We start from the raw sequence: 21,486 nt of genomic DNA on the forward strand, positions 1-21,486 counted from the left end.
AGCAGAATTATGGAATGGATTAGACAAAGATTAGATAAAATAAAAGAGCCCTTTGCACCGGGGAAAAAATATGAAAAGTATGCACCTGCGGTTAACGCAATAGATACTTTCTTATTTACTCCAAATCATACCACGCAAAAGGGATCTCATATTCGTGACGCAGTAGATTTAAAGCGTACGATGATCACAGTGGTACTTGCACTTGTTCCGGTTATGATCTTCGGAATGTGGAATGCAGGTTACCAGTATTACTCACAATTGGGTGAAGCATTTACCTTTTGGGAGGCACTTGGACACGGAGCATTGAAATTTATTCCTATGATCGTGGTTTCTTATGCGGTTGGACTTGGAATTGAATTCGCATTTGCGATCTTTAGAGGTCACGAAGTAAACGAAGGCTACCTGGTAACCGGATTGTTGATTCCTATGATTATGCCGATAGATCTTCCACTCTGGATGTTGGCTTTATCTGTGGTATTTGCGGTACTTGTTGGTAAGGAAGCTTTTGGTGGAACAGGAATGAATATCCTTAACCCGGCGCTTACCGCGCGGGCATTTGCCTTTTTTGCATATCCTACTTATATGTCTGGTAACCAGGTTTGGGTTAGTGAAGCAAGTAATGTAGATGCGGTTTCTGGTGAAACAATTCTTGGTTCACTGGCGGCTGGAGAAAATGTGAGTTATGGCATGATGGATATGTTCTACGGGATAATCCCAGGCTCTGTCTCAGAAACTTCAACGCTTTTAATTCTTGTAGGTGCATTACTTTTAATATTGACAAAAGTAGGAAGCTGGAGAATTATGTTGAGTGCTGTTATTGGAGCAATAGCAATGGGACTTATTTTTAACGCTTTGCCTTCTTTGGGAATCCCCGGGAATGAGCTTACAAACTTCCCCTGGTATGGTCACTTAATTGTTGGTGGTCTTGCCTTTGGTATTGTATTTATGGCTACCGATCCAGTTTCGGCCGCTCAAACAATGAAAGGGAAATGGATCTACGGGTTTTTAATAGGTTTTCTATCGGTAATGATCAGGGTGTTTAACCCGGCATATCCAGAAGGGGTAATGCTCGGGATTTTACTTATGAACGTATTTGCGCCTACGATAGATCACTACGTAATTCAGTCGAATATTAAGCGTAGAAAGAAAAGAATTCAATCCGCCACCACACAGGTGAAAACAGCAGTTTAGTTATGGAAGAAAAATCAGTAAATAAAACAAATAGTAACGGTTATACGTTTCTTTTTGCGGTGATTATGGTGTTGGTTGTTGCCTCAGTATTGGCCTTTACCGCAACCTCGCTTCAACCTATTCAAAAGGAGAACGTACGCCAGGAAAAAATGCAGAATATTCTTGCCACTATTGGTGTTGAAACCGATAGGCCAGGAGCTGAAGAGCTATACAACCGGTATATTACAGAAGCAGTAACCTTAGACCAAAATGGAGAAGAAAGAGAAGGTGTTGACGCTTTTACGGTAGATTTAGCTAAGGAGATTAAAAGACCGGCTGAGGAACAAAATTTCCCTCTTTATATTGCCGATTACGAGGGAGAAAAATATTATATAGTTCCTCTTAGAGGTAACGGACTATGGAATGCGATCTTTGGTTACATTTCTTTAAAAGACGATGTAAATACCATTAAAGGTGCTACGTTCGACCACCTTGGGGAAACTCCGGGACTTGGTGCAGAGATCACAAAAGAATGGTTTAAAGAAAGTTTTGCCGATGAAAAGATTTTTGACGATAGTGGAAACCTTGTTGGAGTATCTGTTGTAAAAGGTGATATAGATCCTTCAGATAAAGATGATAACCAGGTAGATGCAATATCGGGAGCTACAATTACCGGAGACGGTGTTTCTGATATGATTTCTGAAAGACTTCAGCGTTATCTGCCTTACTTCAAAAAGCAAACCGAAATTAACGTTGCAACAAAGTAATTATGGCTACAGAGAAAAAAAATATTTCAGAAGAGAAAGAAGCCAAGAAGAAAGAAATGATCCTTTTTCTATCTAGTTCAGAAGAAAAAGAGCATTTCCTATCTAAAGGCAATAGAAAATTATTGTCAGATCCTTTAGACGATAACAACCCAATTACCGTGCAGGTACTTGGTATTTGTTCGGCACTGGCAATTACGGTACAATTAGAACCGGCAGTGGTAATGGCTATCGCAGTAGTTGCGGTTATGGCTTTTGCCAATATGATCGTTTCAATGTTACGTAATTTGATTCCCAGTAGAATCAGGATTATTGTACAGCTTGTAGTTGTTGCATCCCTGGTGGTTTTAGTAGACCAGATTCTAAAAGCTTATGCCTACGATGTAAGTAAGCAACTTTCGGTATTTATTGGTTTGATTATTACCAACTGTATTGTAATGGGGCGTTTGGAAGCCTTTGCCTTAGGTAACGGAGTTTACAAATCCTTCCTTGATGGGATTGGTAACGCAGCCGGATATGGTTTGATTCTTATAATCGTAGCATTCTTCCGTGAACTTTTAGGTTCAGGAAAATTATTCGGATTTGAAGTTTTAGGACATAAAGCGGCAACTGTGGCAGATTCTACAGGTTTATATGCATTAGGATACGAAAACAACGGTTTAATGTTGCTTTCCCCAATGGCATTAATTGTAGTTGGTTTGCTTATTTGGGTGCAACGTGCCAGAAACCGTAAACTGATAGAAGAGAACTAAAAGCACAACAGCTTAAATAAAATTAAATTATGGACTATATAAATTTATTTGTTAGAAGTATTTTCATAGAAAATATGATTTTTGCCTACTTCTTAGGGATGTGTTCCTATTTAGCAGTGTCAAAAACCGTGAAAACAGCTGTTGGGTTAGGTGCCGCGGTAATCTTTGTACTTAGTATTACCGTACCTATTAACTATTTGCTGGATAACTACTTATTGAGACCGGGAGCCTTGCAATGGCTTGGTGCCGAGTTTGCCGATGTAGACCTTAGTTTCCTAAGCTTTATCATGTTTATCGCGGTAATTGCATCTATGGTACAACTGGTAGAGATGATCGTTGAGAAATTTGCTCCTGCTCTATATGGTGCTTTGGGTATTTTCTTACCGCTTATTGCTGTAAACTGTGCTATTCTTGGAGGATCACTTTTTATGCAACAAAAAGATTTTGGAGCTATTACAGAAGCTATAACCTACGGGTTTGGTAGTGGAATTGGATGGTTCCTTGCAATTCTTGGTATTGCAGCTATTCGTGAAAAAATAGCTTACTCTAATGTGCCTGCCCCATTAAAAGGTTTGGGGATAACATTTATTATCACCGGGCTTATGGCATTAGGTTTTATGAGTTTTATGGGAATTAAATTATAATCGCAAAAGAAAGATTATGACAGTTATTATAGCAAGTATAGTAGTATTTTTAGCATTGATACTCATATTGGTTTCTGTGTTACTTGGAGCAAAGGCAAAATTAGCGCCTTCTGGTCCGGTTACCATAAACGTAAATGGGGAAAAGGATATGGAAGTTGGTTCCGGTGGGACTTTACTTTCAACCCTGGGAGATAATAAACTATTTTTACCTTCTGCCTGTGGTGGTGGTGGAACCTGTGTACAGTGTAAATGTATCGTAGAAGAGGGTGGCGGTGCCATTCTTCCTACCGAGGAGCCGCACTTTACCCGTAAAGAGATCGCACAAGGATGGCGATTAGGTTGCCAGGTTAAGGTGAAAGAGGATATGAAAATCACAATTCCGGAAGAAGTTTTCGGAATTAAAAAATGGGATGCAACCGTTGTAAGAAATTATAACGTAGCTTCTTTTATCAAGGAATTTGTTGTGGAAATTCCTGAAGATATGGATTATAAAGCGGGAGGATACATTCAAATCGAGATTCCGAAGTGTGAGGTTAAATTTAGTGATATGGATATCACTGCTCACCCTGAAGAACACGATACTCCAGATAAATTTAAAGCTGAATGGGACAAATTTAAACTTTGGCCATTGGTAATGAAGAACCCGGAAACCGTAGAGCGTGCTTATTCTATGGCTTCTTATCCAGCTGAAGGGCGTGAGATTATGCTTAACGTTCGTGTTGCTACCCCGCCATGGGATAGAGCAAAAGACGGTTGGATGGATGTAAATCCTGGTGTTGCTTCTTCTTATATTTTCTCAAGGAAAAAAGGAGATAAAGTAATCATCTCAGGACCTTATGGAGAATTCTTTATCAACCACAGTGAATCTGAAATGCTATATGTTGGTGGTGGAGCCGGAATGGCGCCAATGCGTTCTCACCTTTACCACTTATTCCGCACCCTTAAAACCGGAAGAAAAGTAACTTACTGGTATGGTGGGCGTTCAAAAAGAGAGTTATTCTACAGTGAACACTTTAGAGCTTTGGAAAGAGATTTCCCTAACTTTAAGTTCTACTTAGCTCTTTCTGAACCAATGGAAGAAGATAACTGGAAAGTAAAGGAAAGTCTTGACGATGATGGAGATGGATTTGTAGGCTTTATTCACCAGGTTGTGATTGATAACTATTTAAATCATCACGAGGAACCGGAAGATATTGAATTGTATTTCTGTGGTCCGCCGTTGATGAACAAAGCTGTTCAGAAAATGGGTGAAGACTTTGGAATGCCGCCTGAAAACATCAGGTTTGATGATTTTGGAGGTTAATATTTAAACAATTTAGACAAGCTGTCTGAGAAGTTTTAAATTCGTCATCGTGAATTTATTTCAGGATCTAGGATGTTCATTAACGTAACATGTTAGAAACTGAAACAAGCCCGCCTGAACGGAAGGGCAGGTTCAGCTTGACGATAAAAAGACTTTTTAGACAGCTTTTTTTTATTTTTGCACTATGGCAAAACTAAACGATCAGGAACTGCATAACCTTGCAATGAATATTGTAGGGAAAGAGCTTGAGGAACAAGGTTACGAGTTTCTTGGGGTAAACAGCGAGTTTAAAAGAGACCCGCAGTTTGTTGCTTTAAAAGATAAAAAGCTTCATTTTGTAATAGTGCGGGCAATTGAATATCCGCACAATCCAAAAGAATATGATATGGCCTTCCTTAGATCTATAAAAGACCATGCGATTAAATTTAAAGCGCGTACTTTTTATGCAGGTGTAGGCCTGGCCAATTCTTCCGATTACGAGAGACCGGTGATGCACGGCGAAGAATATGTGGTTAACTATGAGGGTTGGCAGGAAATTTAAATTTCCCAATAATGATCTTTCTAAAGTTAAAATCAAATCTTTTTAAATTCTAGCCGCTAATATTTTTATTTAGATGAAAAAATTCTCTGTCTTCTTCCTTCTTATTTTTCTTAGTATTTCCTGTAAAAATGATGGTCCGCAGGTCTATACCGAAACCGGTGAAGCATTGGGGACTACTTACCAGGTAAAATATTTTTCTTCGGAAAGCTTAAATACAGAAAAAGCATTAGATTCAATTTTTGAGGTTATCAATACCTCGATGAGCACTTATCTGGATGATTCTGATATCTCCCGAATAAATTCCGGAATTGAAGATATAAGCGTTGATGTTCATTTTCAAAAAGTGTTTGAATACTCCAGGCAGGTTTTTAAAGAAAGCAATGGTTATTTTGACCCCACGGTAGGAAATTTAGTTAACGCATACGGATTTGGACCTGAGAGTCCCTTAAATGAACCTGACGATGCTGTGTTGGATTCTATAAGACAACTCGTAGGTTTTGAGAAAGTTAACCTAACTGATAATAATACTATCCAAAAGGAAAACCCAAATATCTACCTTGATTTTAATGCAATTGCCAAAGGCTACACCGTAGATGTAATTGCCGAATATTTAGATTCTAAAAACGTAGAAAATTACCTGATTGAACTAGGAGGGGAATTGGTGGCTAAGGGACAAAACATCGAGAAAGAAGCCGACTGGATGGTTGCAATAGACAATCCGCAGCAGACGGATGCAGACCGTACTATACAAAGTGTGTTAGCTTTAAAAAACCGCGCGATGGCTACTTCCGGAAACTACCGGAAATTCAGGGTAGATACGACCACCGGACAACGTTTTGTTCATACCATAAATCCTCTAACCGGTGAAGCCGAAAAAAGCGACCTGCTAAGCGCTTCTGTACTCGCTGAAAACTGCACCCTCGCTGATGGCTATGCCACTGCATTTATGGCTTTGGGCTACGAAAAATCTCTAGAGATGCTCGAAAATCTCGATAATGTAGACGTGTATTTTATCTATTCAGATAAGGAAGAAACCATACGGGTTTTTGCTTCTGAAGGTTTTGAGGAGGCGCTGCGCTAGATATATCTATTAGTCTTCCTTCTTTTGTTTTCTGGCTTTCACCTGTATTCTTGTATTTAATTAATGCTCTCATTTTATTCCTTTTTTCAGAAGTAAGGAAACCAAAATCTATTTCTTAATATTTAGGCTTAAAAACTTATATTGCTGATGATTTAACCAGTTATACTATTTTATATAGTGTGTTACACGTAACAAGAACTAAAAATATGAAACAAGTTTTACTCCTCATCTTCTTATTTCCTCTCCTCATAAGTGCTCAAACCGAATCGATAAAAGATTCTGATATCGTGAATGTTTCTGTGAAAAACGGCCTGGAAGATTCAGATTTACAAACCTTATTCGACTTTGAAAATATTAATCATTCCCAATTTTTCTTTAATGGAGAATCGATCGAGGGAAAGCATTTTGTTTTAAAAATAAAGGAATTTTGAAATGGAGATTTAACAAATACACAACCTTATTCGATGAACGCGGTAATGATTACTTCAAAATAGATTCCACCGGAACATCCTTTAAATTCCTGAGTAAGATTGGAAGAGAAGACCTTAAAACCTGGATTAGAGGGGAAAGATTTGGTAGCAAACAATTATATTTTGATGTTGATGAAGAAAATGGAAAATATGTTACCAAGGAATTTTTTGGAGGTAAAAAGGTTTTAAAGGAAGATGTAAATAGTCCATTTTACCTTTTAGCAATAATCACCCCAAATAGAAATCCGGATGGCTCGGCTTCTTATTGCAGGGTGGCACAATCAGAAATAGACCCGGAGGATTTCGGTAAAGAATTTAATATTCCTCATTATTATTTAGTTGAAATAGAATTCAAGAAGTAAACTGTTATCTTCCGTTTTATACGAAGGCTGTGGTCTTTGGTGTAACAAACCAAAATTTGAGTTGTCTTTATAACAAAATCCGTTTGATGTTATTTCGAAGATTAGTCCTTATAGTTGCTGTTTTAACAGCTACAAGTCTCTATTCTCAAATCCCAACCGACCTAAAAAATACGATATGGATCCAGGAGGGCTACGAAAGAGCCCTGAAAATGGAAGATTCTACTTATTCGTATTTCAATTTTAATAAATACAATTGCTCTGAATTAGTTCAGGGTAAATTTAAGGGTCGATTTAAAATTATTAAAAGTGGTGAAGACCAATTGATCGTAAATCCTGGGGGTATTGTAGATTATAGGTTCAAAAAAACTGATAGGTTACCGGCGAGGTGCTTTGAGAAAAACGGCAAAAATGACAATTCATTCGAAACGAACTTCAGGGCATTCTGGGAAACCTTTAATAACAATTATGCGTTTTTCCAGGAAAGAGGTTTGGACTGGGAACAAGTTTATGATAATTACCTGCCAAAAGTTAGAAAAGTAAAAACTAACCGGGAATTTGCATTGCTTTTGCAGGAGGTAATTGAAAAATTCAATGATGGTCATATCAATCTCGAAATTCCCGACTCAATTTTTAAAAATCACTCCAACTCCATAATAAATAAGAGCTCCATTTCTAAAGATCAAATATTATTAGATATAGAATCTAAATACCTGAAGGAATCAAATTCTTATAACAACGGGGTAATGAGATGGGGAACTTTACTAAATTCTAATATCGGTTATATTGGAATAACCGATATGAATGATTTTGCCAATTACGTTCCTGGCCAAATTCAAAATACCGGTAAATTTGATAGTATTTATAACCTGAGAAAATACTCCGCAGAACCTTTGGAGCAGTTTCAGGATGAAATTAATGGAGTTAACCGGATTATGAAAAAGGTTCTAAATGATTTAAAAAATGGAGATGCTGCTATTGTAGATCTCAGGTTTAATGGCGGAGGATATGAAACTGTTGCCTTAGAATTATTGAGCTATTTTGTTTCAGAGGAAAAAGAGATTATTTCAATAAAAGCAAGAACTGAGAATGGTTTTACACCTGTACAAAAAATTCATTTAAAACCGCAAATAGATAGCGCTAAAAAGATCTATCTTTTAATAAGTCCCGCTACCGCCAGTGCAGCTGAAATTTTTGCACTGGGTTCGCTTAATTATTCTAATATTGAAATAATAGGATCTAGAAGCGCGGGAATCTTCTCAGAAATATTGTGGAAAGAACTTCCAAATGGATGGGAATACAGTCTCTCTAATGAGGTTTATATGGATAGTGAATACCGGACATACGAGAAAGAAGGAGTTCCAGTGGATTATGAATTAAATTACCCGACTGAAAGATCAGAGTTTTATAAAAATTTCTATAGAAACAATAGCTTTTCAGACTTAGCAATTGAAAAAATAATTGAACAGGATTTTAGTAACTAAAGAAGTCTCAAAGTAAATAGTTGTTTTTTGAAATAGAACTTAATTGTTTCTTTTTACTTATAACAAACCGGAATAACTTCCCCTTTTGCGAGTCGGTATTTATCGATTTCTTCTGCAGATAATCGTTCGGAATAAGCTACTTCTTCTACTTTAAATCCGATGCTTCTTAGTTTTTCAAAATAATCCCTGCCGTAGATCCTTACGTGATCGTACTGTCCAAAAATACACTCCCGCTCTTTTCGGTCGGTGATGGAATCATCTTCAAAAGTATGTTCTCTGTTCAAATCCTGCGGAATTTGCAGTATTGCCGTGCCTCCGGGTTTTAAGATGCGGTAAAGTTCCTGCATCGCTTTGGTATCATCGGGGATATGTTCTAAAACGTGGTTGCAGAGAATAAAATCGAATTCGTTTTCCTTAAAAGGCAAATCACAAATATCGGCTCGTACATCGGCTAGAGGAGAATTTAGGTCAGTAGTGGTATAATCCAGGTTTTTAAGCTTTCTAAAGCGCTTATAAAAAGCCTGTTCGGGTGCAAAGTGTAGTACTTTCAGATTTTTGCTAAAAAATTCAGTTTCATTTTTTAGATAAAGCCAGAGTAATCGGTGCCGTTCAAGGGAAAGGGTAGAGGGAGAGAGCACATTCTCCCGCTGATTGATATATCCGTAAGGTAAAAATTTGGAGAAACTTTTCCCATCTATAGGATCGGTGTATTTATTTCCGCGAAGCACATATTTAAAGAAAGGTTTCACCCAATAACTCAACCTGATAAGTAAAGGTCTTGGAACGGTGTTTAAAATTACTTTAAAAAGCTTTCCCATTAAAAATTGCTAACTCGGTTTAGACCTTAATATCGCCCCAGTTTTCACCAGATTTAATGCGATAAAGCTGCATTTCAGAAACCCCGAATTGTTTTGCTAAAACTTTAATCCTGGTTTTCCGTTTCGGATCTAAAAGTTTCTTTTTTAAAATCACGGCCTGGGCGTAGGTAAGCTTTGAATAAGTAACTACGCGTCTCAACTTTCGTTTGCGCTTGTTTTCTTTAACGCCGGGACTGTTATGCTGGTGTTTCACCCATTCTTCCTGGGTAGTCCAGGCAAGATTTTCTAAGCGATTATCGTCTTTTTTAAAATTCTTGTGAATTACGAATTTATCGTCTTCATTTTTATCAAGAAAAAGTTCAGCAACGATACGATGCACATAATAGGCTTTATGCTTGCCATTTTGCAGCCGGGGTGAAAAACTGGTGTAACCGTTGGTGCGGCCTCCGTTTATCAATTCGCCTTCAGGATTTTGCACGTAACTAACTATCCTGCCGTAGCTGGAAACATCGTAAACAAAACGATCCTGCCACTCTTCTTTGTGAAGTTTTTTCCAAACTTCGCCCCTATAGTTCTTTACCATAGACCTGGGCTTTAAACTCATCTTCTTCATCACTCTCAATTCCTAAAGCATCATAAATATAATCAAAGGTAGATAGCAATTGAGGTTTACCGTCTACTAGCGCAACATTATGTTCAAAATGTGCGCTGGGCTTATTGTCTGCAGTTAAGATAGTCCAACCGTCAGGCAATTGTTTTATTCTTTTGGTTCCCAGGTTTATCATAGGTTCAATGGCCACAACCATTCCTTCTATAAATTTCTTTCCGCGACCTCGTTTTCCGTAATTAGGCATTTCAGGATCTTCGTGCATGGTAGCGCCCAAACCGTGGCCTACCAATTCTCTCACCACGCCATAACCTCTATCTTCAGTGTATTTTTGGATAGCATAACCAACATCACCTACGCGGTTCCCGGCTTTAAATTCTCTGATTCCAACATACAGTGATTCTTTGGTAGCATCCAAAAGTTCTTTTACTTCGGGCTTTACTTCACCAACTTCAAAAGTATAAGCGTGATCTCCGTAAAATCCGTTTTTTAAGGCGCCACAATCTATAGAGATAATATCGCCTTCTTCCATCGGTTTATCGTTTGGAACCCCGTGTACAACCTGCGCATTGGGACTCATGCAAAGCGAATTCGGAAAATCGTATAATCCCAAAAAACCCGGTTCTGCACCATGGTCTCTTATAAATTCTTCAGCCATTTTATCTAACTCTAAAGTAGTAACTCCGGGTTTAATATGCGGAGCAAGCATACCCAGGGTTTTGGATACGATTAGTGCACTTTCGCGCATCAATTCAATTTCTTCAGGGTTTTTGGTAATTATCATATATTGAATTTAAAATCGGCCTAAAAATCCGAATTTCTTCTTTTCTTTTTTATTTTCTCTAATTATGGCTCTGTCCTTTAATCTCTGATAAATTTCTCCCCAACCCCACATTCCGCCAATATTACGATCGTCTATAAAAATATCGGCCAGGATCTTGCGGCTTATGTTGTCTTCAAAAACCTCTTCAGGATAACTTTTATTAATGGCATAAAATTCAATGCCCCTTTTTTCGCAAAATTGTACCGCTTCTTCCAGTTTATCTTCGGCACGATAGGTCCACAATATCAATCGGTGTCCGTCTTCCTGCAGTTTTTTGAGCGTCTCAAAAGCAAAAAGCTTTGGTTTTCCTATTTCCGGAAACTTATTTTCTACAATAGTTCCGTCAAAATCTACGGCTATGGTTAACGATTGGGGCATAACGCAAAATTAGTAAGATTAACCGAATATATATTAAGTAGCCTCTTTTTATTCAGAATAAGGATCTGTATATTCTTTTCCTTCAACTATTTTGGCAATATCTTCTTCCAAACTTTCTATAGAATACTCCACAAAGCGGTTCACTTCCTTTCCATCTTTTATAAAAATAATGGTTGGTACTCGGTGAACCTTATATTCTTTATCCAGATTCCCGGGAGCTGTTTTTGCCCGGTTTACCGCAATATTTTTAATGTTTTTACGGTCAAAGTCAACTTCATCTATAAGCTTAAAAAACCTAGGAACTTCGTAACGGCTGTCTGCACACCAGGTTCCCATAAACATCAGAATCTCATAATCGTGAATATTCTTTTTTATGGTTTTTAAAGCTTCTTTTTTAGGCTTATAATTTTCATAACCGGGAACAAACCATCTTGAATGCGGGGCTTTTTCCAAATCAGCTTGCGTGAATTCGCCTAAAAGTATTTCGGCTGAATTATTATTTTCTATAGCTACTTTCTCATCTGAAACTTCTCCTGAAATTAGGGAAAACCCCAGAAAAAGCAGTAATACTTTATTTATCATTCTAAATTTAAATTAGCGGGTCTTCAGTCATTACTTCCGGCTGATCAATACCCATTAACTTCAGGATAGTCGGGGCGATGTTTCCAAGCTTACCGCTTTTAATCGATTTTATGTCTTTATCTAATAAAATTAGTGGAACCGGGCTGGTGGTATGTGCTGTATTTGGGCTACCATCTGCGTTTATCATAATTTCACTGTTCCCATGATCTGCAATAATAATAACTGCATAATCATTCTCCAGGGCGGCTTCAGCTACATCTTTAGCACAGGAATCTACCGTTTCAACGGCCTTCACTGCAGCATCAAAAACTCCTGTATGTCCAACCATATCAGGATTTGCGAAATTCAGGCAAATAAAATCAGCCGATTCGTCTTTAAGCTCGGGAATAATCTTATCCCTGATCTCAAAAGCGCTCATCTCTGGCTGAAGATCGTAAGTGGCTACTTTTGGGGAACTACACATTAAACGCTTTTCGCCCATAAATGGCTTTTCCCGGCCACCACTAAAGAAGAAGGTGACGTGGGGGTATTTTTCGGTTTCAGCAATTCTAATTTGCTTTTTGCCCATATATTCCAGGACTTCACCAAGAGTAGATTTAATATTATCTTTTTTGAAGACCACATTAATACCTTCAAAACTATCGTCATATTTAGTTACCGTCACATAATACAACGGCATTTTCTTCATATTATATTCAGGGAAATTGTCCTGGGTTAAAGCCTGGGTAAGTTGTCTTCCGCGGTCGGTTCTAAAGTTAAAGAAGATCACGACCTCTTTCTCTTTTAAGGTTGCAACCGGCTCACCGGCCTCATTGGTCATTACGATTGGTTCTATAAACTCATCGCTAACCTCATTTTCGTAACTTTTAGCAATAGTTTCGGCAGTATTTGTAGATTTGGTTCCTTCTCCATTAACGATAAGGTCGTAGGCTTTTTTCACCCTTTCCCAGCGTTTATCACGATCCATTGCAAAGTAACGTCCAATTACCGAAGCAAGTTTGCCATTGGTTTTTTTAAGGTGTTGTTCAATTTCTTCGATAAAAGCTTTTCCCGAATGCGGGTCTACATCACGGCCATCGGTAAAAGCGTGGACGTATTTTTCTTTTACCCCAAATTCTGCTGCAGCCGAAAGCAGTCCTTTTAAGTGGTTGATGTGGGAATGAACCCCGCCATCACTCAAGAGCCCCATAAAATGGATAGGTTTATTATTTTTTATCGCATAGCTAAAAGCCTCTTCTAATACAGGTTCGTCTTTTAAGGTATTCTTTTCTACCGCCATATTGATTTTCACCAAATCCTGGTAAACAATCCGGCCGGCGCCAAGATTCATATGTCCTACTTCACTATTTCCCATTTGTCCTTCCGGAAGTCCAACCTGCATCCCGTCGGTGCGCAATTCAGCGTGCGGGTATTTTTCCAGGATGCTATCCATAAAAGGAGTTTTTGCTTTGGCAATAGCTGATACGTCGGGGTTTTGCGTGATTCCCCAACCGTCTAAAATCATTAGTAGAACTTTTTTATTCATATGTAGATATTTATTATTTTTCAATGGTCATATGTAATTCGCATATCTTCATCGGTGTTTGTATCGCCTTTTCGTTATGCTCATTTCATAATATTAATTAGTTTGGGTATAAAGATAAAAACAAATTGGCGGTATGCTAAATCCACACCCGCTAATGTTTTATTAAATCTAACAGCTTCCGGCAGTTTTAGAGAGATTTCACCCAGGAATATTGTGTTTAAAAAGTTTTAAATTTTCATAATAGTTGTAAAAACTAAAATTTTAACATTCAAGACTATGCTTTGGAATACTTTTTTATCCAATATCGCGTTCTTGAAAAATATTGATGCCAATAGTAATATGTTGGAATTTAGATTTCTAAGCCTGAAAACGTTAAAATTTGGATTCTTCGGGCTTAAAAATTCAATTAACCGGAATATTTTGTATGTTGGCATCACCTTTGGAATAAATTAACAGAACATTAATTTGAAACAACGTGTATGATTTATAGACTTCTGACTGTATTTGCCGTATTGACGTTCTCTTTTGCATTTACAACCACAGATAATTTAGACTCCAGAATTAATAATTCAGAATTAGAAGCAATCGCTTCTCCAATGTCCGAAGAAAATACCAAAACAAGTTTTGAAATTAAGGTCGCTGATCTTTATAGTGAATTTTCTACAAATAACATCAGTATTCCTGCAATGCCGGTTTTCGAAAAAGCTATGAAAGGCTATGATCAACTCGAAGGAAAAGGTAAGGTAGGAAAGAAAATACTTACCGTGATAGATTTCGGACTTTCCTCTACGAAAAAACGTATGTGGATAATGAATATGGAAACAAAAGAAGTTTTGTTCAATACTTATGTTTCCCACGGAAAAAATACCGGTGGTGAATTCGCAACCAAATTTTCCAATACAGTGAATTCCCTGCAAAGTTCCCTTGGTTTTTATGTAACCGCTGAAACTTACTACGGAAAAAACGGATTATCGCTTTTTATAGATGGAATGGAAAAAGGCTTCAATAGTAACGCGCGTAAGCGTTACGTGGTAATCCACGGCGCCGATTATGCCGAACCTAACTTTATAGATCGATTAGGAAGATTAGGAAGAAGCTACGGTTGTCCCGCAGTACCAAATACAATCGCTAAAGATGTGATAGAGACTATTAAAGAAGAATCTGTAGTGTATATTCACAAAAACAATAAAAATTATTTGAATAATTCTCCACTGCTAAATTAATTAGCAGTAAGTAATTTATAAATGGCAGCATCTCTTTTGTAGATATCTTCTGCAAAACGGGTGCTGCCATTTTCGTTCCAGGCCGTCCAGTAAAGATGATGAACTTTTACTTTTTGAGTGGTTTTAATGGTGGTTGTTTTTCCTGAATCAAGGATTTCCTTAATTTTTTCATCGTCGTATTTTGGCTGATCACTCAATAGCATTTTCGCTAGTTCCAATGCATCCTGCACCCTCACACAACCCGAACTCTGTGCTCTTAAATTTTTGTTGAAAAGCGATTTTGAAGGTGTATCGTGCAGGTATATCATGTACTTATTAGGATAGATAATCTTCACCAAACCAAGCGGATTCGCCGGCCCGGCTTCCTGTCTAAAAGTGTAGCCTTTCACTTCAGAAGAAGACCAGTTTACTTCACTTGCGGACAACTTTTTTCCGGAACGGTCAAAGATGCTGTAATTCTTTTTATAAATATAATCGGGATCTTTTGCTGCTGAAGGAATTACATCTTTGCTCTTTATAGTAGGAGGGATGGTCCAGGTTGGGTTGTAAACTATATGTTCAACGTCGTCAGAAAAAACTGGGGTTTTCCTGGCTTCGGTGCCAACCATAGTGCGGTGGGTGGCAACTGTATCTCCATTCCTAACAAAGTGTAATCGGTAATTCGCTATATTCACAACAATATGCTGCTCGCCAAGATCTTTTGGGTACCAGCGCCAGCGTTCCAGGTTTACCAGAATTTGTTCCAGGCCTCCCTGGTAAGTTTTATTCAGGGTTTTAATGGTTCCGCCACCAATAACCCCATCGGTTTCTATGCCATAAATTTCCTGAAATTCCTTAACCGCCTCCTGTAAAGGTTTTTCATAAGTAATCGCACTATCTACGATCTCTTTTTCCCAATAACCCAGTTCCTTTAAGCGCCGTTTTATATTTGGAATACGCTTATCCCTTTCGTCGGCTTTTATGCTTTCTCCTTCTTCGGAAATAAACGTGGGATCTTCTTCGTTTTTAGCAAGTTCCCGGTATTCCTTCAAAGATCGTTTTAAACCTTTATAAACTTCATGTTTTGGAACTACAGAATCTATTGCGGCTAAAATATTTTTCTTCTGAACCCCGTAATCCAAAAGACCCGGAAGATCTATTTTATTACTTTCAACTCCCCAAATACTATAAATTTCTGCAGGATTCAGCTTTCCCGAATTATAATCTGAAGCCAGTGTAAAAAAAGCATCGGTTAAGATGATTTCAGTTAAACTACGTTCCTCATCATCTAATTGCGATAAACTAGCCAGTGAATTTGTTAAATATGATAAATGATAATCTTCAGGCTCGAGTCCGTCTTCACTTGCTCTTTCAATGCTTCTGTACAGGTCTTCCCGCAAAGCCCTTTCGGTCCAAATGGGTGTATAATCCCTTTCTGAATAAATGGAATCCAGCAAGCTGGGGTGTCGTAAATCAATATTATCCACAGAGTTTGAGATACCCTGAAACTTTTTGGAAATCAATTCAGCTGAAGCCAGTTTCTCAATGACTTCTGCTCCTTCTTCTTTGGCAGTTTCAATTCCCGGCTCCCGGTCTTTGTCATCCCCGCAGGAAATAAAAACCACAAAAATAAAGAGCATTAAAAACTTAAAGAATTTCATGGGAAAAAGCAGGTTCATTGATTATTTGGGGATAAAGCGCGGGCTAAATCCTTACGTCTTTATAAGATTCGTTACGGTCAAATTGCACTTCGGCGAAGGGACACAGCGGATCTATTTTGTAATTGTTTTCACGAGCAAATTCTACGCTATGTGCCAATAACTTGGTGGCAATTCCCTGGCCTTCCAGTTCTGGCCTTACCTCGGTATGATCTATGGTAAGAACATCTTGTTTTTTGGTATAGGTAAGTTCTGCGTAAATACCTTTTTCGTCTTCCGCGAAGAACATCCCGCGGCTATCGTTTTCGCGATGTTTGATATCCATAAATTATTTCTTAAAAATACCGTCTACAATTCCGTAATCTAAAGATTCCTGCGCATCCATCCAGTAGTCGCGATTAAAATCCTTCAGCACTTTTTCTATGGTTTGCCCACAGTTCTCAGCAAGGATTTTCGCGCTTAATTCTCTTGTTTTTATGATTTCGTTTGCCTGAATTTCAATATTTGAAGCCTGGCCCCTGGCACCGCCCATTGGTTGGTGAATCATTACCTTTCCGTGAGTTTGAATAAACCTCCTGCCTTTGGTTCCTCCGGAAAGTAGGATAGAGCCCATGGAAGCAGCCAAACCACTGCAAATTGTAGAAACCGGGCTATTTAAACTTTGCATGGTGTCGTAGATTGCAAATCCGTCAGTTACATAGCCACCTGGACTGTTGATAAAAAACTGAATTTCATCATCACCTTCCATATCAAGATAAAGGAGTCGGTCTATTACGTGTTTTGCAGATTCGTCGTTTACTTCTCCCCAAAGGAATATTTTACGTTCTTTAAGGAATTTTGCGTCTATTAGGTCCTGGGTTTTACCGGGTTTATTGCTCATAAAAAGTTATTTTAATAATATATTCTGTTAGGGTTTAAAAATAAGATTTATTTGTCGGAACACTTGTTTTTTAATTACCCATTTAACAAGATTTTATCTCTTGAACCTGTTTTTTACTGAATACAAGTCAAATAGGAAAATGCAGCCTAAAAAGTTTAAATTTCCTTTGGATTTTGGAATCTATAAACTTTATATTTGCAGGGCAGGCGGGAGTAGCTCAGTTGGTAGAGCGTCAGCCTTCCAAGCTGAATGTCGCCGGTTCGAACCCGGTCTCCCGCTCTAAAAAAAAGGAACCTCAACAAAAAGTTGGGGTTTTTTTGTGGGAAAAAATCAGAAAGAAAAGCACCGGGTGAGAAGCCTGTCCCGATTGGAGCCCGGTAGGGCGGAATATCGGGAAACCCGGTCTCCCGCTCTAATGATGTTGTCTGAAAAAGTTTCGAAATCGTCATCCTGAATTTATTTCAGAGCCTGCTCCGAAATTTATTCGGAGATCTAAGTTGTGGAAATTCAAAACATGTTAGAAACTGAAACCAGTTCATTTTGACGAGATTAGACCCCTCCGGCCTGCGGCCACCTCCCCTTGAAAAAAGGGGAGGAGCTAAAATTTAGTTTCATAAAAAAATAATGACAATTTATTAAATACTCCCCTTCTTTTAACGAAGGGGAATGAATTCAGCTTTTTTGCCGAAGAAAGGGGTGGTTGGCTTATTAAGAAATAGAAGTGTCTTTAAAAAAAATAACTTCTCAGGCCTGCGGTCACCCTGCCCGACTTCGTCATTCAGGCGGGCTCCCCCTTGAAAAGGAACCCTATGGCCTGCGGCCACCTCCCCTTGAAAAAAGGGGAGGAGCTAAAATTTAGTTTCATAAAAAAATAATGACAATTTATTAAATACTCCCCTCCTTTTAACGAAGGGGAATGAATTCAGCTTTTTTGCTGAAGAAAGGGGTGGTTGGCTTATTAAGAAATAGAAGTGTCTTTAAAAAAAAATAACTTCTCAGGCCTGAGGTCACCCTGCCCGACTTCGTCATTCAGGCGGGCTCCCCTTGAAAAGGAACCCTATGGCCTGCGGCCACCCTGCCCGACTTTGTCATTCAGGCGGCCTCCCCTTAAAAAAAAGGGGAGGAGCTAAAATTTAGTTTCATAAAAAAATAATGACAATTTATTAAATACTCCCTTCCTTTTAACGGAGGGGAATGAATTCAGCTTTTTTGCTGAAGAAAGGGGTGGTTGCATCGTTGGTTATAAGCAGTTGAAATCATAGGATATTCTGTTTCTGTAAAACTGAGAAAAACTTTCCCCTTCTTTCTTTATTTTGTATTTTCACAATCTTAAACGTATAAAATTTGTAATAAATATTTAGTATAAACAGATAAATTCACGCACGGGGTGCCGCAAGGCTGAGATAACACCCGAAACCTGATTTGGATAATGCCAACGTAGGGATGCAGGATTAAAATTTCCATTTTAAGACTCCATGTCTTCCGGCGTTTTCCGGATAGCGTGGAGTTTTCTTTTTTAAAAAGGTAAAGATGGAAATTGAAAAAAGCAGCAGATTTGAGTTACTTCCGGTAAATCATCAAAACTGGCAAAACAGGGAAGAATGGTTTTTTAACCGAAAACATACCGACACCTATGAGCAATGGTATGAAGGCCGATACAAACGGGCCGAGGTCTGGCAAAAGAAGGTGATGGAGCAACTTGTTTCTAAAGATAATCGGGTGAAAACCTTGTTGGAGTTTGGATGCGGGACCACCCGCTTTACAAGATGGTGGAAAGAAATCGGGATCGAGGCTACCGGTGGTGATATCTCCCCGCTTATGCTATCGCAGGCCGTACACTTATTTGAAGGCGATCTTGTAATGGCAGATTCTCATTATATGCCTTTTAAAGATCATACTTTTGATTCTTTGGCCTTTATTACCACTTTTGAATATTATAAAGATCCCGTAAAAGTTATCCGGGAGGCGGCGAGGGTTGCAAAATACGGCATAGCCTTGGGGATGATGAACCGGAATTCTACCAAAGTGGTCCGCCGTCGTGTACAGGAAATTTTCGGGGCCAATCCATTTTATCTTACCGCAACTTTTTACACCCCGAAAAAACTTACTAAAATCATAGAGGAAGCTCTTCAGGGTAGAGAATATAGTATAGAATGGTCTTGCACAGGATTACCAAAATGGTTTCCGGTTCAGCAATGGGGTTTGCCTTACGGTGATTTTTTCGGGCTATATGTGAAATTTAAAGATGTACAATAATGTGTGAAAAATTAGGGAAAATAGCCGAAGCAGAATTAGAAGGATTTATTCTGGAAAACTGTGGCCACTTTCGAAAGGAAGTCAGTATAAAACCCGGATTTGGAGTAGATGTATCATTAGTAGATTTACCCAATGAGCTGGCCTTGATATCTACCAGCGATCCTCTTTCGCTCATTCCCTCGCTTGGTCTTGAAGAATCAGCCTGGCTTTCTGTACATCTTATGGCTAACGATATGGCGACTACAGGTTTTTCTCCGCAATATGCTCAAATGGTCCTGAATCTACCGGCATCACTTAGCAGGGAAGATTTTAAAACTTACTGGAACTATATTCATCAATTCTGTAAAGAAATTGGGGTAGCCATAACCGGTGGACATACCGGGTTTGTGGAAGGGCAAAATTCAACAATTTCAGGAGGAGGAACTTTTTTTAGTGTCGCTCCCAGAAAGGAAATTGTTTTATCTAACAGGGCAGAAGTTAACGATGTAATCCTGGTGACAAAAACCTGTGCCCTATCGTCTACCGCTTTATTAACCATGAGTTTTCCGGAAACAATAAAAAATAAACTGGGAAGAGAAACTTATGAGGCAGGATGCGAAATGTTTAAACAAACTTCCTCTTTAAAAGATGGACTTACGGCGGCAGGAACGAATCACAAATTCCCGGAAATTCATGCGATGCACGATGTAACTGAAGGTGGTGTAATGGGGGCTATATATGAAATGGTTAAAGCCTCGGGAAAAGGAGCCCTTATTTATGATGAAGCCTTACCGGTTAATTTCTGGCAAAGGGAAGTTTGCGAGTTATTCGAACTGGATTACAGGGAAATTATTGGCGCTGGTTCAATGATAATTTCCTGCGAGAAAGGAAAAGAGCAGCAGGTAATTTCACGTTTAAAAAATGAGAATATTGCCTGTACAGCCGTGGGTGAAATTAAAGAGGAAGAAGAGGGGATTAAAATTACTAAAGGTGATGAAGAGAAAGATTTAATCTATAAAACCGAAGACCCTTATTGGAAAGCCTTTTTTACGGCGATTAAATTTGGTTGGAAATGATGGAAACTAAAAAAATTAAAGGCGGGGTTTACCTTGTGATAGACCCCCAGATGGAAGAGGTAGTTTTAATAAATAAGCTGCAGGAAATTCTGGATAAAAGTCAAATTGCTGCCGTTCAGGTATGGGATAATTTTCAAAATATTGAAAACCAGGTTTCCCTTATTAACAGGATCTGTAAACTTTGTCAGGCAACCGGCACCCCTGTTTTGCTAAACAATAACTGGAAACTTTTAAACCTGACGGATGCAGACGGGGTTCATTTTGACGAAATACCCATTGAATTGAGAACAATTAAAAAAAGGATTCCTGAGAATTCTTTGCTGGGATTAACCTGTAATAACAATCTGGATACTGTAAAATGGGCTGATAAGAATAGGTTAGATTATATTTCCTTCTGTTCAATCTTCCCATCCACAACCGCAAACAGTTGCGATTTGGTGGATTTTGAGATTATTAAAAAAGCCAGGCTATTAACAAAAATGCCAATATTCCTGGCTGGGGGAATTAAGCCTGCAAATATGTATTTATTAAAGGAATTGGAATTCGAGGGGATTGCTGTAATTTCAGGAATAATGAGTGCAGAAGAGCCTTCGACTTCCGCAGAAATTTATAATTCAGAATTTAAAAAAATAAAAAATGAAAACTTCAACAATAGATAAATTATGCTGTCCTTTCGATAAGGAAGACCTTGAGCTCACCACGATTTCCAAAGATTTGGACGGGAAAATTATAGAGGGCTTTTTAAGCTGCAAGAAATGCAAACGTATTTATCCAATAATTAAAGGAATTCCAATTATGAACCCTGATGAGTACAGGGAATTTAAACTGGAAGCTCCGCTAATGGAAAAGTGGAGTCAATATTTAAATGGAAAGAGAATTGAGAATTTTCGATTGGTTACTGATACGGAGCAGAATAGTTCGAAAGAGTAGAGCTAAAGAACCTAATAGGATAAACCCCTCCGGCCTGCGGCCACCTCCCCTTGAAAAAAGGGGAGGAGCTAAAATTTATTGGTCTCAAAAAAGGGATTTAAACCCTGCAATTTTATTGCAGCACTTTAGTATTGCGAAAAAATCTATATTTTCGAGCTATGAGTTATCAACGAAAAGGCTCACACACAGTCAGTCATTTGACTT

At 38.4% G+C, this 21,486-nt stretch carries 24 protein-coding genes, 1 tRNA gene and 1 riboswitch; of the genes, 16 read left to right on the forward strand and 9 right to left on the reverse strand.

All coding sequences use genetic code 11. The annotated features are described in order from the left end of the window. Window positions 1–9 precede the first annotated feature (9 nt). From LB467_RS01870 to LB467_RS01915, 10 genes are all read left to right on the forward strand, one after another. Complete coding sequence (locus LB467_RS01870) at window positions 10–1,191, forward strand: NADH:ubiquinone reductase (Na(+)-transporting) subunit B (RefSeq protein ID WP_224472334.1); 1,182 nt, start codon at window positions 10–12, stop codon at window positions 1,189–1,191. A gap of 2 nt (window positions 1,192–1,193) precedes the next feature. Continuing rightward, window positions 1,194–1,937, forward strand: a complete 744-nt coding sequence (locus tag LB467_RS01875) for a Na(+)-translocating NADH-quinone reductase subunit C (protein ID WP_224472335.1) — start codon at window positions 1,194–1,196, stop codon at window positions 1,935–1,937. 2 nt (window positions 1,938–1,939) lie between these two features. Next, the gene (locus LB467_RS01880; protein ID WP_224472336.1) at window positions 1,940–2,686 is read left to right on the forward strand and encodes an NADH:ubiquinone reductase (Na(+)-transporting) subunit D; all 747 of its coding nucleotides are present in this window, start codon (window positions 1,940–1,942) and stop codon (window positions 2,684–2,686) included. A 29-nt stretch (window positions 2,687–2,715) separates the two neighbouring features. Beyond that, complete coding sequence (gene nqrE, locus LB467_RS01885) at window positions 2,716–3,330, forward strand: NADH:ubiquinone reductase (Na(+)-transporting) subunit E (RefSeq protein WP_224472337.1); 615 nt, start codon at window positions 2,716–2,718, stop codon at window positions 3,328–3,330. Between the two features lie 16 nt (window positions 3,331–3,346). Then, window positions 3,347–4,633 (forward strand): NADH:ubiquinone reductase (Na(+)-transporting) subunit F, encoded by a 1,287-nt coding sequence (gene nqrF, locus LB467_RS01890; RefSeq protein ID WP_224472338.1) that lies wholly within the window; start codon window positions 3,347–3,349, stop codon window positions 4,631–4,633. Between the two features lie 184 nt (window positions 4,634–4,817). Beyond that, entirely contained in the window at window positions 4,818–5,174 is a 357-nt protein-coding gene (locus LB467_RS01895) for a Na(+)-translocating NADH-quinone reductase subunit F (RefSeq protein WP_224472339.1), read from the forward strand. Window positions 5,175–5,247: 73 nt separating this feature from the next. Next, complete coding sequence (locus LB467_RS01900; protein ID WP_224472340.1) at window positions 5,248–6,255, forward strand: FAD:protein FMN transferase; 1,008 nt, start codon at window positions 5,248–5,250, stop codon at window positions 6,253–6,255. Window positions 6,256–6,461: 206 nt separating this feature from the next. Then, window positions 6,462–6,686: a hypothetical protein gene (locus tag LB467_RS01905; RefSeq protein ID WP_224472341.1), complete on the forward strand. Its 225-nt coding sequence runs from the start codon at window positions 6,462–6,464 to the stop codon at window positions 6,684–6,686. After that, window positions 6,683–7,087 carry a hypothetical protein gene (locus LB467_RS01910; protein ID WP_224472342.1) on the forward strand — a complete coding sequence of 135 codons (405 nt, stop codon included), beginning with the start codon at window positions 6,683–6,685 and terminating at the stop codon, window positions 7,085–7,087. The genes LB467_RS01905 and LB467_RS01910 overlap by 4 nt, the downstream gene beginning before the upstream one ends. Before the next feature lie 86 nt (window positions 7,088–7,173). Continuing rightward, entirely contained in the window at window positions 7,174–8,568 is a 1,395-nt protein-coding gene (locus LB467_RS01915; RefSeq protein WP_224472343.1) for a S41 family peptidase, read from the forward strand. 53 nt (window positions 8,569–8,621) lie between these two features. Here the strand turns inward: LB467_RS01915 and LB467_RS01920 are convergent, their stop codons facing one another. Genes LB467_RS01920 through gpmI form a run of 6 tightly spaced genes read right to left on the reverse strand, consistent with a single transcriptional unit; the run spans window position 8,622 to window position 13,301 of the window. Further along, a complete protein-coding gene (locus LB467_RS01920) occupies window positions 8,622–9,386 on the reverse strand; it encodes a class I SAM-dependent methyltransferase (protein WP_224472344.1) in 765 nt (254 codons plus the stop codon). A 19-nt stretch (window positions 9,387–9,405) separates the two neighbouring features. Further along, entirely contained in the window at window positions 9,406–9,969 is a 564-nt protein-coding gene (locus LB467_RS01925) for an HNH endonuclease signature motif containing protein (protein ID WP_224472345.1), read from the reverse strand. After that, the gene (map, locus tag LB467_RS01930; RefSeq protein WP_224472346.1) at window positions 9,953–10,777 is read right to left on the reverse strand and encodes a type I methionyl aminopeptidase; all 825 of its coding nucleotides are present in this window, start codon (window positions 10,775–10,777) and stop codon (window positions 9,953–9,955) included. The genes LB467_RS01925 and map overlap by 17 nt, the downstream gene beginning before the upstream one ends. 9 nt (window positions 10,778–10,786) lie before the next feature. Continuing rightward, the gene (locus LB467_RS01935) at window positions 10,787–11,194 is read right to left on the reverse strand and encodes a BT0820 family HAD-type phosphatase (protein ID WP_224472347.1); all 408 of its coding nucleotides are present in this window, start codon (window positions 11,192–11,194) and stop codon (window positions 10,787–10,789) included. Between the two features lie 48 nt (window positions 11,195–11,242). Continuing rightward, window positions 11,243–11,776 carry a TlpA family protein disulfide reductase gene (locus LB467_RS01940; RefSeq protein ID WP_224472348.1) on the reverse strand — a complete coding sequence of 178 codons (534 nt, stop codon included), beginning with the start codon at window positions 11,774–11,776 and terminating at the stop codon, window positions 11,243–11,245. A gap of 7 nt (window positions 11,777–11,783) precedes the next feature. Beyond that, entirely contained in the window at window positions 11,784–13,301 is a 1,518-nt protein-coding gene (gene gpmI, locus LB467_RS01945) for a 2,3-bisphosphoglycerate-independent phosphoglycerate mutase (RefSeq protein ID WP_224472349.1), read from the reverse strand. A gap of 479 nt (window positions 13,302–13,780) precedes the next feature. On the opposite strand from gpmI, the gene LB467_RS01950 reads away from it, so the two are divergent. After that, complete coding sequence (locus LB467_RS01950) at window positions 13,781–14,524, forward strand: murein L,D-transpeptidase catalytic domain family protein (RefSeq protein ID WP_224472350.1); 744 nt, start codon at window positions 13,781–13,783, stop codon at window positions 14,522–14,524. Here LB467_RS01950 and LB467_RS01955 read toward each other — a convergent pair. The 3 genes from LB467_RS01955 to LB467_RS01965 are packed head-to-tail and all read right to left on the reverse strand — an operon-like array spanning window position 14,521 to window position 17,041. After that, window positions 14,521–16,164 carry a L,D-transpeptidase family protein gene (locus LB467_RS01955; protein WP_224472351.1) on the reverse strand — a complete coding sequence of 548 codons (1,644 nt, stop codon included), beginning with the start codon at window positions 16,162–16,164 and terminating at the stop codon, window positions 14,521–14,523. The two genes, LB467_RS01950 and LB467_RS01955, sit on opposite strands and share 4 nt — an antisense overlap. A 43-nt stretch (window positions 16,165–16,207) precedes the next feature. Continuing rightward, window positions 16,208–16,486: a GNAT family N-acetyltransferase gene (locus LB467_RS01960; RefSeq protein ID WP_224472352.1), complete on the reverse strand. Its 279-nt coding sequence runs from the start codon at window positions 16,484–16,486 to the stop codon at window positions 16,208–16,210. A gap of 3 nt (window positions 16,487–16,489) precedes the next feature. Then, a complete protein-coding gene (locus LB467_RS01965) occupies window positions 16,490–17,041 on the reverse strand; it encodes a ClpP family protease (RefSeq protein WP_224472353.1) in 552 nt (183 codons plus the stop codon). A gap of 206 nt (window positions 17,042–17,247) precedes the next feature. Between LB467_RS01965 and LB467_RS01970 the strand changes: the two genes are divergently transcribed. From LB467_RS01970 to LB467_RS01990, 5 genes are all read left to right on the forward strand, one after another. Next, window positions 17,248–17,320 (forward strand) — tRNA-Gly (locus tag LB467_RS01970). A gap of 1,094 nt (window positions 17,321–18,414) precedes the next feature. Next, window positions 18,415–18,502, forward strand: a riboswitch (TPP riboswitch). 69 nt (window positions 18,503–18,571) lie between these two features. Next, complete coding sequence (locus LB467_RS01975; RefSeq protein WP_224472354.1) at window positions 18,572–19,297, forward strand: class I SAM-dependent methyltransferase; 726 nt, start codon at window positions 18,572–18,574, stop codon at window positions 19,295–19,297. Then, a complete protein-coding gene (locus tag LB467_RS01980; RefSeq protein ID WP_224472355.1) occupies window positions 19,297–20,352 on the forward strand; it encodes an AIR synthase-related protein in 1,056 nt (351 codons plus the stop codon). Before LB467_RS01975 ends, LB467_RS01980 begins: the two co-directional genes overlap by 1 nt. Continuing rightward, a complete protein-coding gene (locus tag LB467_RS01985) occupies window positions 20,349–21,011 on the forward strand; it encodes a thiamine phosphate synthase (protein WP_224472356.1) in 663 nt (220 codons plus the stop codon). Before LB467_RS01980 ends, LB467_RS01985 begins: the two co-directional genes overlap by 4 nt. After that, entirely contained in the window at window positions 20,989–21,282 is a 294-nt protein-coding gene (locus tag LB467_RS01990) for a Trm112 family protein (protein ID WP_224472357.1), read from the forward strand. The genes LB467_RS01985 and LB467_RS01990 overlap by 23 nt, the downstream gene beginning before the upstream one ends. The last annotated feature ends 204 nt before the right edge of the window (window positions 21,283–21,486 follow it).

Source organism: Salegentibacter tibetensis (assembly GCF_020164485.1).
Classification (GTDB): Bacteria; Bacteroidota; Bacteroidia; order Flavobacteriales; family Flavobacteriaceae; genus Salegentibacter; species Salegentibacter tibetensis.